This is a genomic window from Comamonas sp. B-9 (assembly GCF_000410635.1).
Taxonomy (GTDB): Bacteria; Pseudomonadota; Gammaproteobacteria; order Burkholderiales; family Burkholderiaceae_C; genus Comamonas.
In genome coordinates this window covers 3103-17522 of record NZ_KE148554.1, presented here as the reverse complement: position 1 = coordinate 17522, position 14420 = coordinate 3103, and the positions used below count along the sequence as shown (strand labels likewise).

At 65.8% G+C, this 14420-nt stretch carries 15 protein-coding genes and 1 pseudogene; 10 read left to right on the top strand and 6 right to left on the bottom strand.

Translation table 11 applies throughout. From position 1 onward, the window contains the following. Positions 1 to 23 precede the first annotated feature (23 nt). Positions 24 to 968, top strand: a complete 945-nt coding sequence (locus H928_RS0110260) for a LysR family transcriptional regulator (RefSeq protein ID WP_027010790.1) — start codon at positions 24 to 26, stop codon at positions 966 to 968. Between the two features lie 68 nt (positions 969 to 1036). Continuing rightward, positions 1037 to 1609 carry a TetR/AcrR family transcriptional regulator gene (locus H928_RS0110255; protein WP_021026420.1) on the top strand — a complete coding sequence of 191 codons (573 nt, stop codon included), beginning with the start codon at positions 1037 to 1039 and terminating at the stop codon, positions 1607 to 1609. Here H928_RS0110255 and H928_RS27080 read toward each other — a convergent pair. Then, entirely contained in the window at positions 1606 to 2829 is a 1224-nt protein-coding gene (locus tag H928_RS27080; protein ID WP_021026419.1) for a multidrug effflux MFS transporter, read from the bottom strand. The genes H928_RS0110255 and H928_RS27080 overlap by 4 nt on opposite strands. Positions 2830 to 3395: 566 nt before the next feature. Here H928_RS27080 and H928_RS0110245 point away from each other — a divergent pair. Continuing rightward, positions 3396 to 3713, top strand: coding sequence for a hypothetical protein (locus H928_RS0110245; protein ID WP_148293119.1), 318 nt, complete (start codon positions 3396 to 3398; stop codon positions 3711 to 3713). Between the two features lie 225 nt (positions 3714 to 3938). After that, positions 3939 to 5585: an ABC-F family ATP-binding cassette domain-containing protein gene (locus tag H928_RS0110240; RefSeq protein ID WP_021026417.1), complete on the top strand. Its 1647-nt coding sequence runs from the start codon at positions 3939 to 3941 to the stop codon at positions 5583 to 5585. Here H928_RS0110240 and H928_RS32265 read toward each other — a convergent pair. Beyond that, positions 5582 to 5719 carry a hypothetical protein gene (locus H928_RS32265; RefSeq protein WP_204366297.1) on the bottom strand — a complete coding sequence of 46 codons (138 nt, stop codon included), beginning with the start codon at positions 5717 to 5719 and terminating at the stop codon, positions 5582 to 5584. The genes H928_RS0110240 and H928_RS32265 overlap by 4 nt on opposite strands. A gap of 102 nt (positions 5720 to 5821) precedes the next feature. Between H928_RS32265 and H928_RS0110230 the strand changes: the two genes are divergently transcribed. The 3 genes from H928_RS0110230 (at position 5822) to H928_RS0110220 (ending at position 8280) form a co-directional block, all read left to right on the top strand. Next, on the top strand, positions 5822 to 6715 hold the full coding sequence (locus tag H928_RS0110230) for a LysR family transcriptional regulator (protein ID WP_021026415.1): 894 nt from the start codon (positions 5822 to 5824) through the stop codon (positions 6713 to 6715). A gap of 70 nt (positions 6716 to 6785) precedes the next feature. Next, positions 6786 to 7700, top strand: a complete 915-nt coding sequence (locus H928_RS0110225) for an NAD(P)-dependent oxidoreductase (protein ID WP_027010789.1) — start codon at positions 6786 to 6788, stop codon at positions 7698 to 7700. Positions 7701 to 7800: 100 nt separating this feature from the next. Then, positions 7801 to 8280, top strand: a complete 480-nt coding sequence (locus H928_RS0110220) for a ribosomal protein L7/L12 (protein ID WP_021026413.1) — start codon at positions 7801 to 7803, stop codon at positions 8278 to 8280. A gap of 27 nt (positions 8281 to 8307) precedes the next feature. On the opposite strand, the gene yghU is transcribed toward H928_RS0110220, so the two are convergent. Beyond that, positions 8308 to 9144: a glutathione-dependent disulfide-bond oxidoreductase gene (gene yghU / locus H928_RS0110215; RefSeq protein ID WP_021026412.1), complete on the bottom strand. Its 837-nt coding sequence runs from the start codon at positions 9142 to 9144 to the stop codon at positions 8308 to 8310. A gap of 263 nt (positions 9145 to 9407) precedes the next feature. Here yghU and H928_RS0110210 point away from each other — a divergent pair, with 263 nt between their 5' ends. Next, the gene (locus H928_RS0110210) at positions 9408 to 10157 is read left to right on the top strand and encodes a type 1 glutamine amidotransferase (RefSeq protein ID WP_021026411.1); all 750 of its coding nucleotides are present in this window, start codon (positions 9408 to 9410) and stop codon (positions 10155 to 10157) included. Between the two features lie 63 nt (positions 10158 to 10220). On the opposite strand, the gene serS is transcribed toward H928_RS0110210, so the two are convergent. From serS to H928_RS0110195, 3 genes are all read right to left on the bottom strand, one after another. Then, complete coding sequence (gene serS, locus H928_RS0110205; protein ID WP_021026410.1) at positions 10221 to 11537, bottom strand: serine--tRNA ligase; 1317 nt, start codon at positions 11535 to 11537, stop codon at positions 10221 to 10223. A 116-nt stretch (positions 11538 to 11653) separates the two neighbouring features. Beyond that, the gene (gene ispH / locus H928_RS0110200) at positions 11654 to 12637 is read right to left on the bottom strand and encodes a 4-hydroxy-3-methylbut-2-enyl diphosphate reductase (protein WP_021026409.1); all 984 of its coding nucleotides are present in this window, start codon (positions 12635 to 12637) and stop codon (positions 11654 to 11656) included. A 2-nt stretch (positions 12638 to 12639) separates the two neighbouring features. Continuing rightward, positions 12640 to 13125 (bottom strand): peptidylprolyl isomerase, encoded by a 486-nt coding sequence (locus H928_RS0110195; RefSeq protein WP_052329908.1) that lies wholly within the window; start codon positions 13123 to 13125, stop codon positions 12640 to 12642. 275 nt (positions 13126 to 13400) lie between these two features. On the opposite strand from H928_RS0110195, the gene radC reads away from it, so the two are divergent. Both radC and H928_RS32260 read left to right on the top strand, forming a co-directional pair. Further along, positions 13401 to 14099: a DNA repair protein RadC gene (gene radC, locus H928_RS0110190; RefSeq protein WP_021026407.1), complete on the top strand. Its 699-nt coding sequence runs from the start codon at positions 13401 to 13403 to the stop codon at positions 14097 to 14099. Further along, a pseudogene (locus tag H928_RS32260) lies at positions 14096 to 14420 on the top strand (DNA mismatch repair protein MutS); the annotation flags it as partial. The gene radC and the pseudogene H928_RS32260, both read left to right, overlap by 4 nt.

Sequence of the window (14420 nt, the reverse complement as noted above, 5' to 3'; positions counted from 1 at the left end):
TAGATATCAAATAGATAATCCGTATGCAAAAAGCAAACAATGTCGACGAGGCCAGCCTTGGCCACTTCTCCAACCTCAAGCGCCTGGCCTATTTCAGTGCGGTGGTCGAGACCGGCAGCTTTACCGCCGCCGCCAAGCGCCTGGGCATCACCAAGGCCGTGGTCAGCCAGCAGGTGGCGCGGCTGGAGGCCGACTTCCGCACCAGTCTGCTCACCCGCAGCACGCGCAAGGTGGCCCCCACCGATGCGGGCCAGGCCTTCTACCAGCGCTGCGCACTGATCCTCAAGGAAGCGGCAGACGCGTTTGACGAGCTAGCCCAGAGCGCCGAGGCACCCTCGGGCACCTTGCGGCTGACCGCTCCGCTCGACTACGGCATCGCCGCCATCGTGCCGGCAATTACCGCGTTCTGCCGCCGCTACCCGCAGTGCAAGGTCGACGCTTCGCTCAGCGACCAGTCGCTGGATTTGATGGACGGCCAGGTGGAGCTGGCCATCCGCGTGGGCTGGCTCACTGAGCTGCATCTGCAGGCACGCCAGATCGGCAGCTTTCGCCAGCTGCTGGTGGCCGCACCCGCCTGGCGCAGCCAGCTGTCCGGCATCCTGGAGCCCCAGCAGTTGAGCGCCCTGCCCTTTGTCGCCAACACCGCGCTGCGCGAACCGCTGCACTGGAGCTTTTCGCGCAATCCGCTGGAGCGCCAGAATGTCAATATGCCCTCGGTGCTGTCGCTCAACGCCACCATGGCCGTGCGCGAGGCCGTACGCCACGGCGCAGGCCTGTCGGTGCTGCCCGACTATGCCGTCGCCGACGACCTGCACAGCGGCCGGCTGCTGCAGGTGCTGCCCGACTGGAAGCTGCCCTCGGGTGGCATCCATGCGGTGTTTCCAGCCGCCCGCTTTCGCCCGGTGAAGGTGCGCGCCTTTGTCGAGCTGCTGCAGGAGCAGCTCGCTGCCAGCGCAGATCCCCAATGAGGATCTGCGCAAGCCAGGCCAGGCCAGGCCTCTAAAATACAGCTGGTCTATACGCAGGAGAGCATGATTTGACCGCCGCCCGACTCCAGGAAGCCGCCCTGGCCCGCTTTGCCCAACAAGGCTTCGATGGCAGCTCGCTGGCCGAGATCGCTGGCGATGTCGGCATCAAAAAGCCCTCTATCTATGCGCACTTTCGCAACAAGGACGAGCTCTACCTGAGCCTGATCCCGTTGATGGTCGAGGCCGAGCTGGACTTTGCGCGCAGCGTCTTTGGCAGCAGCAAGCCGGTCAAAAAGCGCATCTACAGCTACCTGCAAAGCATCCATACGCGCTACGAAGCCTCCTTCCGTGTCCAGTTCTGGATGCGCGCGCTCTACACGCCGCCGGGCCACTTGCACGACCAGGTCATGGCGCAGATGCATGTCTTCATGGACGAGCTCGAAGCCATCATCCATTCAGCGATTGCGCCCTCCGATCTCCTGCCCAATGCGCAAGGCTTGAGCAGCGCCGTGCTGGTCAAGACCTGCATGGCACTGATCGACAGCCTGCAGGTCGAGCTGACCTATGGCGGTGCCAAGAAGTTCAAGCAGCGGCTGCAAGCCCTGTGGGCGGTGTTTGAAGCGGCCACTGGCGAGCGCTAGCCCCGCGCCGCGGCAGTACGGCCGGCATTGAAAGGCCGCACTGCCCAGCCGCAGCACAGCAGCGCCAGCGCCCCGCAGAGCACCAAGGTCAGCGGCAAGGGCAGCAGGCCCGGGGTCACCAGGCTCAGCGCCAGACCCACACAGGCGCTCAGCAAGTACTGCAGGCTTCCCATCAAGGCAGAGGCCACGCCCGCCTGACCGCCCGCCTGCGCCATGGTCAGCGCCGTGAGGTTGCCAAATACCAGCCCCAGCGACCAGATGGCCAGCGCCAACAACTCGGCATACAGCCACAGCGGCGCGGCCCCCGACAGGCTGCATGCCACCAGTACCAGGCCCATGGCGGTATGCCAGGCCAAGCCCAGCACCAAAATCCGCTGCTCGGACCAGCGCCGCTGCAGCCACATGCCCAGCTGCCCGGCCAGCATGAGGCCCACCGCATTCGATGCAAAGAAGTAGCTGAAGTAGGTGGGCGTCCAGCCAAAGTGCTCTATCAGCACAAAGGGCGATGCGCTGATATAGACAAACAAGGAGCCCAGCACAAACCCACCGGCCAGCGCATAGGCCAGAAAAGGCCGGTTGCAGCACTGGCGCCAGTAAGCCCGAAAGATGGCGCTCAGCTGCAGCGGCGCGCGCCGCTCCGGCGCCAGTGTTTCAGCGATTGCACGCCAGCCCCATGCGGTGCCCAGCGCCGCAATCAGCGCCAGCACCCAGAAGATCGAGCGCCAACCAGCATGGACCAGCAAAAAGCTGCCGATCACCGGCGCCAGAATCGGCGCAACCATCATCACCTGCATCAGCACCGAAAACACTCGCGCCGACTCCTGCACCGTATAGACATCGGAGACGATGGCGCGCGGCGCCACCAGGCCGGCTGCCGCCCCCAGAGCCTGCAAAAACCGCGCAAACAACAGCCACTCCAGGCTGCCCGCCATCGCGGCCATGGCCGAGCCCGCCACAAACACCAGCAAGCCGATGAGCAGCGGCATGCGCCTGCCAAAGCGATCGAGCAAAGGGCCATAGAGTGCCTGGCCCAAGGCCAGCCCGACCAGAAACACCGACAGCGTCTGCTGCACCTGCCCGGGCGATACCGCCAACTGCTGGGCGACCACCGGGAACGCGGGCAGATACATGTCGATGGCCATCGCATCCAGGGCGGTGATCATCGCCAACAGAAAAATAAATGACCCGCCAAAGGACCGTTTGTCCGCAGCACCCCCCATACACACCTCTTCAACAACCTAACGATAGGTAGGAAATTTTAGTGATGCTGAAAGGCCGTACAGAATATGCTGACAAATGCCCCTGCTGCGGCCCTTGCTGCGCCCATTTCTTCAGCCCATGCCTCCCCAGGCGGCGCAAGGGCTCCGGCTCCTGCTGCAGCAGCCTGCCAGGCCGCTTGGTAGGATGGGCCGAGAACCCCTGTGGCATCCAGCCGCAGCGCAACCCCACCCGAGAGGAGATTCCCCCCAATGGCAACAGCAGCAGTAGAACGTGGCGACATCGGACAGTACCGTGGTGTGCGCCTGGAACTGGTCACAGTGGACGCCACCGGCGCGCAGGTCGATCTCTCCTGCGCCTGCATGTTCACGCATGAAGTGGACCACCAGCCCTTGGCAGGTGGCCTGGCCAACCTCGATGCCGCCCTGGGCGGCCAGCTGGCCCAGGCCCGGCGTGATGGCGCCTTCCGCGCCCAGCCGCTCGAGACGCTGCTCATCAGCCGCTCGAGACGCTGCTCATCCCCCCGCCTGCGGGCGCCGCGCAAGCCGCTGCCATCTTGGTCATCGGCATGGGCCACCCCGAAGACTGGAGCCCGGCGACCAGCGCGGCCGCCGTGGCCTGCGCACTGCGCGTTGGCCAGCTGCGCGGCGCGCGCAGTGTGGCGATCGCGCCCAGCATTCTGGACACCGGCATCCACTCCGATGAAGACGTCAACGGCCCCATGCTGCATGGCTTCAAGACCCAGCTCGATGCCCTGCACCAGCTGCACCGCCTGGGGCTGGCGCCCGCGCCTGCGATCGGGCACTGGGTGTTTGACACCGGTGCAGCCCACTACCCGCACAAGCTGCAGCAGTACCAGCAAGCGTTTGCATCCATGATGGGCTGAGGGTCTGCCGGCCGCAGCCTTGACCGCTGCGGCATGCGGCCTACAATGGGCCGCTTCTTTACCTGTGCGAGGTCTTCTACCCATGCGCCATTGATGCTGCCGTCTTGCTGACGGCCCCACGTCCCGCCCCTTGATCGCAGCGGCTTCCCCGTCTAAGGGGTGCCCAGGCTGCAGGCTCACCAGCCATGGCGCGGGGATGTTCGGCATCAATGACATCGCACAGGTATGACAGACACACATTTGGCGCTGCATGGCGTCTCCTATTCGCTGCCGCAAGGCCGGCCACTTTTCTCCGATCTCCACGCCCGCTTTGACCGCCAGCACACCGCGCTGGTCGGCCGCAATGGCGTGGGCAAAACGGTGCTCGCACGGCTGCTGGCAGGCGAGCTCGAGCCGACGCGCGGCCGTATCAGCCGCGCTGGCCGCATCCACTACCTGGCGCAGAACCTGCTGGTGCAGCATCCAGAGCAAAGCATTGCCGCGCTGGCCGGCCTGGCGCCTGCGCTGGCGGCCTTGCAGCGCATCGAGCAAGGCAGCAGCGACCCGCAGGACTTTGCCCTGCTGGCCGAGCGCTGGGATCTGCGCCAGCAGTTCCAGACGCTTCTGCAAGACAGCGGCTTGCCCGCGCTGCCTGCAGAGACCCCGGCCAGCGCATTGAGCGGCGGCCAGGCGATGCGCGTGGCGCTCTTGGGCGCGCAACGGGCCCAGCCCGATTTTCTGATTCTGGACGAGCCCAGCAACCACCTCGATGCCGCTGGCCGCGCCGCACTGGCGCAGCGCCTGCAGCACTGGCCCGGCGGCCTGCTGCTGATCAGCCATGACCGGCGCCTGCTTGCGCAGATGGAGACGATCGCCGAGCTGAGCAGCCAGGGGCTGCAGCTGTACAGCGGCTCCTTTGGCGGCTACCAGCAGGCCCAGCAGCAGCGCACGCAACTGGCGGCGGATGCGCTGGCCCGCAGCAAGCAGGAGCGCAAACGCGGCGAGCAGGCGCTGCGCGCGCAGCAAGAGCGGCAGGAGCGAAGGCAGGCCAGAGACGCAAAAGAGAGCAAGCAAGCCAACCAGGCCAAGATCCTGCTGGGCGGCGCCAGGCAGCGCGCCCAGGCATCGTCAGGCAAACTGCTGACCCAGCATGCCGCTGCCCGCGAGGCGCTGAACGCCCGCGTCAGCGAAGCGGCCCAGGCCATAGCCTGGCAGGCCGGCCCCCTCCACTGGCAGTTGCCGCCCGAGGCCTTTGACCGGGGCCGCAGCAGCGATGCCGTCGTTGCCGAGCTGCAGGCGCTGCAGTCACCACGCCTGCCTGGCGCGCAGCCACTGAACCTGCAGCTGCGCGCGGGCCAGCGCCTGGCCATCACAGGGCCCAATGGCAGCGGCAAAAGCAGCCTGCTGCAGATCCTGACCGGCCAGCTGGCCCCCAGCGCTGGACAGCGGCACGTGCATGTGCCCTGGGCCATGCTGGACCAGCAGCAAAGCGGGCTCGACCCGGCGCGCAGCCTGCTGGCCCAGCTGCAGCAAAGCAACTGCCAGACACCGGAGGGCGTGCTGCGCATGCGCCTGGCGCAACTGGGGCTCGATGCGCGCTGCATTCTGCAGCCCAGCGGCCAGCTGAGTGGTGGCGAACGACTCAAGGCCGCCATGGCCTGCGCGCTGTACCGCGATGCGCCCGCGCAGCTCTTGCTGCTGGACGAGCCCGACAACCACCTGGACCTGGCCGCGCTGCAAGCGCTGGAGGACATGCTGCGCAGCTACCCGGGCTGCCTGGTTGTTGTCTCGCACGATGAGGCGCTGCTTGATGCGCTGGCCTTGACGCACCGGCTGGCGCTCGATGGCGGCCGCTGGCAGATGGCGCCATGGAGAAGCGATGCGCCCATTTAGCCACCGCCTGGCGGCACCCGGAAGTTCTCGCTGATACGGCGCTCGGCGCGCTGGCACAGGTCCAGCCAGCCATGCCAGCGCTGGGCCAGCCAGCCGAGCGGCAGCTTGGCCACCGGTGGTGACGGATGGGGCAAGGAGTCAGGGAGTGGTCGAGGGTTTTGCATGGACACCGATGCTCGGCGCCGGCCAGACTTCTGTAAAGTTGAATTTCCTATGCATTCACTTCAGAAAAACTGATGCGAAACCTGAACCTCGACCAGGTGCAAACCTTGGTCGCCATTGCCGATCTGGGCACCTTTGCTGCGGCGGCGCAAGCGCTGCACCTGTCGCCACCGGCGATCAGCCTGCATATCAAGGAGCTGGAGGCGCGCATGGACACGGCCCTGCTGCTGCGCGGCCGGCGCCAGGCGGTGCTCACGGCAGCGGGCGCAGTGCTGGTGGCCCACGGCCGCAAGCTGCTCGATGCCAGCGATGAGCTGATCGACCTGGTGCAGCGCCGCGCCAGTGGCCGCGAAGGTCTGGTCAAGGTGGGGGTGTCGGCAGGGGTCAGCACACGCCTCTTGCCGATGATGCTCGAGCAACTCAGCCAGCGCAGCCCGGGCGTGGAGGTCAAGCTCGAAGCGGTGGGCTCGGCCGATGCGATGCAGCGCCTGCGCGCGGGCTCGCTGGATGTGGCGATTGTGGCCAGCCCCCAGCCCAGCAGCGCCGAGATTGTGCTCACGCCCTGGCGCAATGACCCGATGGTGGTGCTGCTGCCCGCCGCCTGGAAGGCGCCCAAGCGGGTGACGCCGGACTGGTTGGCGGACAAGCGCTGGGCCTCGTTCGCGCCGGCCACGCAAATGCATGGGCTGATTGCCGGCTGGTTCGGTCAGGCAGGCCACCATCCCCGGCCATTTCTCACGCTCAGCTACCCCGGCGCCCTCAAAAGCCTGGCGGCGGCCAGCCAAAGTGCCGTCATCCTGCCGCTCGAAGAGGTCGAAGACCAATTGCATCTGCCTGGCGTGCAGGTGCGCCAGCTCTGGCCCCGGCTGATGCGCCCCATGGCCGTGGCCCACCGCCGCGATGGCAGCCACAACCCGGCAGCCGCTGCAGTGCTGGAGGTGCTGGCCGCCTTTGCGCTGCCCCGCTGATGTCCTGTGGTTGACAGGGGCCAGCACCCCACGCCTGCCATCATGGCTGCATACCAACAAGGAGACATGCATGGCAGACAAGATCGGTTTTATCGGCCTGGGCCGCATGGGCAAGCCCATGGCCGCCAACCTCGTCAAAAAGGGTTTTGCACTGGTTGTGCATGACCTGAACCCGACAGCGGTCAAGGACCTGGTCGCGATGGGCGCGCACAGCGCCGGGGTGGCCGAGCTGGCCCGCGACTGCAGCATCATCGTCACCATGCTGCCCTCGTCGGTCGAGGTGGAGCAGACGGCGCTGGGCGCAGGCGGCATCTTTGCGCATGCGCAGCCCGGCAGCATTCTGATGGACATGAGCACCATCGACCCGCTGGCCACCGACCGGCTGGCCCAGCAGGCCGCTGCCAAGGGCCTGACGATGGTGGATGCGCCCGTGGGCCGCCTGGCCGAGCATGCCGACCGGGGCGAATCGCTCTTCATGGTGGGCGCGAGCGACGCCGATCTGGCCCGCGTGCAACCCTTGCTCGACGCAATGGGCACCACCACGCACCACTGCGGCCCGGTGGGCACGGGCGGGCGCACCAAGCTGGTCAACAACTACCTGGCTGTCACCCTGACCCAGGTGAATGCCGAGGCGCTGGCGCTGTCGCAGCGCTTTGGCCTCGATATCACCAAGACCTTGCAGGTGCTGCTGGGCACCTCAGCCACCAATGGCCAGCTGCGCATGAACTTTGCCAACAAGGTGCTGCAGGGTGACACCACGCCGGGCTTCACGATCGACCTGGCCCACAAGGATATGTCGCTGGTCGTCGCTGCCGCCCATGCCAGCAAGGTGCCCATGCCGGTGGCCGCTGCCGTGCATGAGTCCTACAGCCTGGCCCGCGCCAGCCAGCACGGCGGTCTGGATTTCTCCGGCATGGCCGATGTGCTCTGCGGCCTGGCCGGCATTGACAAGCCTCGCGTACCCAAGGGATGGACACCCGGCTAAGGCGCTGATCCGGGAGGCTGTAATGTCAGCCTCCGTCCTATAAGCACAGCCGCGCAAACGGGGTACAAAGGCTGCTGCTCCACCATCCGCAGCCTTGCCCATGTCCGCTCCCATTCCCGCCCATATCGCGTCGCTTTGGCGCAATAACGACAAGATTGCCGCCATCAAGCGCCTGCGCGAAGAAACCGGCATGGGCCTGGCAGAAGCCAAGCATGCACTGGAATCACAGCTGGATGGCGGCGACGGCCATGAGCCGCCCCGCGAGGGTGCCGCGCTGCGCGCGGCCATCGAAGCAGCCTTGGCCCGGGGCGACAAGATCGTCGCCATCAAGCTGCTCCGGGATGCAACCGGCATCGGCTTGAAGGACGCCAAGGACCGGATTGAATCGGGCGACCCGCAGCAATGGCTGGTCGAGGCCCATTTGCCCAACACCCCCAGCCACCCAGCGCCCGCAGATACCGCAGCCTGGATGGCCCCCGGCCATGAACCGGGCCGGGTGCAAAGTTCGGGCGCCTGGACGGCGGTGTTCGTGGTGGTGCTGGTCCTGGTGCTGGCGGGCTGGTACTTCTGGCGCGCCTGATCCTAGCAGCGCACGCCAGCTTCTGAATCAGCGCAGAAAGTCCGCTGCGCTGTGCCGCTCAGGCATCGGCGAGCTACCGCGTACCTTGTTGACCCGCTGGCCGCGTTGCACCGCAGGGCGCTGCGCGATCTCATCGGTCCAGCGGCGCACATGCTGGTAGGACTCGACATCGAGGAACTCGGCCGCGTTGTAGACCTCGTTGTTCAGCAGCGCGCCATACCAGGGCCAGGCGGCCATGTCGGCAATGCTGTAATCCTGCCCAGCAATAAAGCGCTGCTCGGCCAGTTGGCGGTTGAGCACATCGAGCTGGCGCTTGACCTCCATCGCATAGCGGTTGATCGGGTAGGCCATCTTCTCTGGCGCATAGGCATAGAAGTGGCCAAAGCCGCCGCCCAGAAAGGCCGCACTGCCCACCTGCCAGAACAACCAGTTCAGCACCTCGGTGCGGGCAGCGCCCTCCTTGGGCAGGAACTGGCCAAACTTCTCGGCCAGGTGCAGCAGGATGGAGCCCGACTCGAACACGCGCACAGGCGTGCTGCCACTGCGGTCAAGCAGCGCGGGGATCTTGGAGTTGGGGTTGACCTCGACAAAGCCGCTGCCAAATTGGTCGCCTTCGCCGATATTGATCAGCCAGGCGTCGTACTCGGCCTCGGCAATGCCCAGCTCCAGCAGCTCTTCGAGCATGATCGTCACCTTGACGCCATTGGGCGTGCCCAGCGAATACAGCTGCAAGGGGTGCTCGCCCACGGGCAGCTGCTTGTCATGCGTGGCGCCCGCTTCGGGGCGGTTGATATGGGCAAAAGCGCCCCCATTGCCTTTGTCCCAGGTCCAGACCTTGGGCGGTTGGTAGGCTTGATCCGACATGCTTTACCTCAGCTTTCTGTGTAGGGCTGGGGCCCACCGCTGCGGCCCGGCGGGATGCGGGCGCAAGTGCGGTAAGGCCACCTGCTGCCGATCATAGAGAGGAGCCCGGCGCGCTGCAGCAGCGCCGGAAAAGACCACAACGCAGGTTGCCGCCCCTTGACGCCATCTTGATGCCAGCCCGCGCAGTCTAGATATGCGCTCAATGCCGGGCTTTCTACAGTGGAGGCCTCATCACCCAGGGCTTGACCTGCAAACCAGTCTCCATGAAACCTGTCGCCATCCTCCAGCATGAAACCTCGCAGGGCCCGGGCGTGCTGCTTGCGCATTTGCAGCAGCACGGCATCCCTTATGCATTGATCAGGCCCTGCAACGAGGGCATCGCGGCCATGCGGGCGCGTGACTACCGAGGCATCGTTGTGCTCGGCAGCAACCATTGCGCCAATGAGCAGCTGCGCTGGATCGAGCAGGAGCGCTGTCTGCTGCAAAACGCCCTGGCTGCGGATGTGCCCGTGCTCGGCCACTGCTTTGGCGCGCAGATGCTGGCCCGTGCGATGGGCGCGCGCGTCTGGCGCAACCCCTGCGCCAACATCGGCTGGAGCCGCGTCTGGGTCACGCCCCAAGCCCAAGAGCAGATGGACCTGCCCGCCGAGGCCACCCTCTTCAACTGGCACTACGACAGCTTTGAGATTCCGCCAGGCGCCACCCGCAGCATGTACGGCCGCCACTGCCTGAACAAGGGCTTTGTGCATGGGCGGAACTGGGCCTTCCAAGGCCATCTGGAGGTCACCGCCCAAAGCGTGCGCGACTGGTGCGATGAAGGCGCGCCCGAGCTGCGCAGCGCTGTGGGCCCCGCCGTGCAAAGCCGGGCACAGATCCTGGCGCAATTGCCCCAGCACATCCGCCAGTTGCACCAGATTGCCGCGCGCAGCTACAGCGCCTGGATGGCACAGTTGCCGCGCCCGCGCCTGTTTTACATGCCGGTGTGGGGAGAGGCACGCCTGGCGCTGGCATAAGGCGGCAGCAAAAAAAGCCGGTGCATCGCTGCACCGGCTTGGTAGAACGAAAGACTTGAAAGCTTAGACCTTCAGCACGGCCACGCCGCCCAGGTAAGGTTGCAGCGCTTCGGGCACGGTCACCGAGCCGTCGGCATTCTGGTAGTTCTCCAGCACGGCCACCAGGGTGCGGCCCACGGCCAGGCCCGAGCCATTCAAGGTGTGCACCAGCTCGTTCTTGCCTTGCGCGTTCTTGAAGCGGGCCTGCATGCGGCGGGCCTGGAAGGCTTCGCAGTTGCTCACCGAGCTGATTTCGCGGTAGGTGTTCTGCGCGGGCAGCCAGACTTCCAGGTCATAGGTCTTGGCAGCGCCAAAGCCCATGTCACCGGTGGACAGCGCCAGCACGCGGTACGGCAGGCCCAGGCGCTGCAGCACGTCTTCGGCATGGCGCGTCATCTCTTCGAGCGCCTCGTAGCTCTTGTCCGGGTGCACCACCTGCACCATCTCGACCTTGTCGAACTGGTGCTGTCGGATCAGACCACGCGTGTCGCGGCCAGCCGAGCCCGCTTCCGAGCGGAAGCAGGGGCTGTGCGCCGTCAGCTTGATCGGCAGCTGGTCTTCGCTCAGCACTTCGTCACGCACCAGGTTGGTGAGCGGCACTTCCGAGGTCGGGATCAGGTAGAGCGCTGCGGTATCGGGCACCGGCTCGGCGTCCTGGCCACCCTTGTTGGCGGCAAACAGGTCCTGCTCGAACTTGGGCAGCTGGCCCGTGCCCTTGAGCGAGTCGCTGTTGACGATGTAGGGCACATAGCACTCGGTGTAGCCATGCTGCTCGGTCTGCAGGTCAATCATGAACTGCGCCAGCGCGCGGTGCAGGCGGGCGATCGGGCCCTTCATCACCGTAAAGCGCGAGCCGGTCAGCTTGACGCCGGCCTCAAAGTCCAGGCCCAGCGGCGTGCCCACATCGACATGGTCCTTGATCTCGAAATCAAAGCTGCGCGGCGTGCCCCAGCGGCGCACTTCGACATTGGCCGACTCGTCCTCGCCCACCGGCACGCTTTCGTGCGGCAGGTTGGGCACGGCCACCAGCATGGCCTGCAGCTCGGCCTGCAGTTCATCGAGGCGCGTGGCCGACTGCTCCAGCTCGGTCTTCATCGCGGCCACATCGGCCTTGGCCGCTTCGGCCGCGTCCTTTTCGCCCTTGCCCATCAGCATGCCAATTTGCTTGGACAGCTGGTTGCGCTTGGCCTGCAGCTCTTCGGTGCGGGTCTGGATGGTCTTGCGCTCTGCCTCCAGCGCCTTGAAGGCCTCGACATTCAAAAACGCCTGGGGGCTCTTGCGGGTCTGCAAACGGGCGATGACCGAGTCCAGGTCTTTGCGAAGCAACAAAATATCAAGCATGAATTACCTCTTGGGGTGGGGCAGCGCCTAGGCCTGCCCAATGAAAGGGGGTGGAGGTGGGCGCTGCCCACCGCGATCAAGGGGAGTGGACGAGCCGCCAGGCCACAAGGCCTCGTTCAGCGACCCGTCTCCGGAGATCGTGCAGAAATCTCCAACCCGCCGACATCGATTTTCAGGCCCTTGGGCAGCGGGAATTTCACCGTTTCCTCGATGCCATCCATCTTGCGCACCGAGGTCGCGCCCAGCACCTTGATGCGCTCGATCACCTGCTTGACCAGCACCTCGGGGGCCGAGGCGCCTGCCGTCAGACCCACGCGGGCGATGCCGTCAAACCATTCGGGCTGGAGCTCGTCAGCGTTGTCCACCATATAGCCCGGCGTGCCCAGCTTGACAGCCAGCTCGCGCAGGCGGTTGCTGTTGGAGCTGGTGGGGCTGCCCACGACGATCACCAGGTCCACCTGGCTGCTCATCACCTTGACGGCATCCTGGCGGTTCTGCGTCGCGTAGCAAATATCTTGCTGCTTGGGCTCGCGGATCTGCGGAAAGCGCAGCTTGACGGCAGCGGTGATCTCGGCGGCATCGTCCACGCTCAACGTGGTCTGGGTCACCACCGCCAGTTTGTCGGTCTGGCTGGGGTGGACATGGGCCACATCGCCCACCTCTTCGACCAGGTGGATGCCTTCGGACAGCTGGCCCATCGTGCCCTCGACCTCGGGGTGGCCCTTGTGGCCGATCATGATGAACTCATAGCCCTCTTTGGCCAGCTTGGCTACTTCGACATGGACCTTGGTCACCAGCGGGCAGGTGGCATCGAAAATGCTAAAGCCTCGGCGCTCGGCCTCCAGCTGCACAGCCTTGCTCACGCCATGGGCCGAGAAGATCAAGGTAGCGCCTGGCGGCACGTCATCGAGCTCTTCGATGAAGATCGCGCCCTTGGCCTTGAGGTCGTTGACCACATAGGTGTTGTGCACGATCTCGTGGCGCACATAGATGGGCGCGCCAAACTTCTCGATCGCGCGCTCGACGATCTCGATCGCCCGGTCCACACCGGCGCAAAAGCCACGCGGCTCGGCCAATACGATTTCCTGGGGCCGCAGCATGCTCAGAGCACCCCGATCAGCTGGACTTCAAAGGTCACCGGCTGGCTGGCCAGCGGGTGGTTGAAGTCGAATTGCACCGCGCCGTCGTCGCGCACCTGCATCGCCACACCGGCGTAGGTGCTGGCACCATCAGGGGTGGGGAACTGCACCACATCGCCCAGGGTGTACTGCTCCATCGGGTCGCCCAGCTCGTTGAGCAGGCGCCGTGCCACCCACTGCACCATCTCGGGGTTGCGCTCGCCAAAGGCTTCGCCAGCGGGCACGTGGAAGGTGGCATGCGTGCCCTCGGGCAGACCCAGCAGCAGGCTCTCGACCGCAGGCGAGAGCTCACCCATGCCCAGCGACAGGGTCGCGGGCTTGCCTTCAAAGGTGTTGATCACATCGCCCGCCGGGCCAGCCAGGCGGTAGTGCAAGGTCAGAAACGATCCGGGTTGTACCACTGGCGCATCAACAGGCAGCGGCGTCACGGGGGCCATCGGAGTAGTCATGCAAATCCCTATAAACTGGGGTGTATTGTAGGTTGTAGGGTGAAACCCCTGCATGCAACCTATATCAAAAGATGCCCGGCAGAACCCGACCCCACGGGGAGTTTTGCCCGGACACAAGGCCACCGGCCGACAGCGAACCTCCAGGAGTGCCGATGAACACCCATCTTTGCTGCCTTGCCCCTGCCGCCGCCCCAGTGGGTGCATGGCATGCACCGCCGCTGTCCCGCGCCTCTGGCGCCCCTCCTCTGCCGGGCCAGCCGGGCTGAAAGGACGGCATGCCCCTCAAAGACCTCCCCAGCGACTGCCAGCCGCGCGAGAAACTGCTCGCCAAGGGCGCGGGCGCCCTGACTGATGCCGAGCTGCTGGCCATTGTGCTGCGCACCGGCATGGCCGGAAAGAGCGTGCTGCAATGGGCCGCTGAACTGCTGGCCCCGCGCCAGCCCGATACCACCGGCAGCTTTGGCGGCATCAACGGCCTGCTGCAGGCCAGCAGCGCCGAACTCTCCCAGGTCAAGGGCCTGGGCCCGGCCAAGCGCGCCGAGCTGATCGCCGTGCTGGAGCTGGCTCGCCGCGCGATGGCCCAGCAATTGCAGCAGCGCAGCCTGCTTGGCAGTGCCTCCACCGTCAAAGCCTATGTGCAGCTGCACCTGGCGCACAAACAGCATGAGGTGTTTGCCGTGCTGTTTCTCGACAGCCAGCACCAGCTGATTGCGCTGGAGGAATTGTTTCGTGGCACCCTGGGCCAGGCCAGCGTCTATCCGCGCGAAGTGGTGGTGCGGGCGCTGCACCACCACGCTGCAGCGGTCATCTTGGCGCACAATCACCCCAGCGGCCAGGTCACGCCCAGCCAGGCGGACCAGCAACTCACACAGAGCTTGCAGGCCGCCTTGTCCCTGGTCGATGTGCGTGTGCTGGACCATATTATTGTTGGGCCCGGAGCAGCACTGTCGATGGCCGAGGAAGGTGAGATGTGAGTAAGCAGGACAAAACCGGCAGCATGGCATCCCTGCGGGAGCTCAAGCAGCTGCGCAAGGCGCTGACGGCCTTGCAGGCCGAGCAGGCGGCCCAGCGCCAGCTGCAGGAAGCCGCCCGCCAGCAGGCGCTGCGCCAGAGCGAGCGCGACCGCCAGCTGTTTCGCCAGACCGTGGGCGCCGTGCGCCCGCTGCCCAGCAGCGGCCAGATCAGCGCCGAAACGTCTCCGCCCGATCCGCTGCCGCTGCAGCACTGGGCCGACGAGCAGCGCGTGCTGCTCGAAGCGATGAGCGACGAGTTCGACGCCAGCACCCTGCTCGACA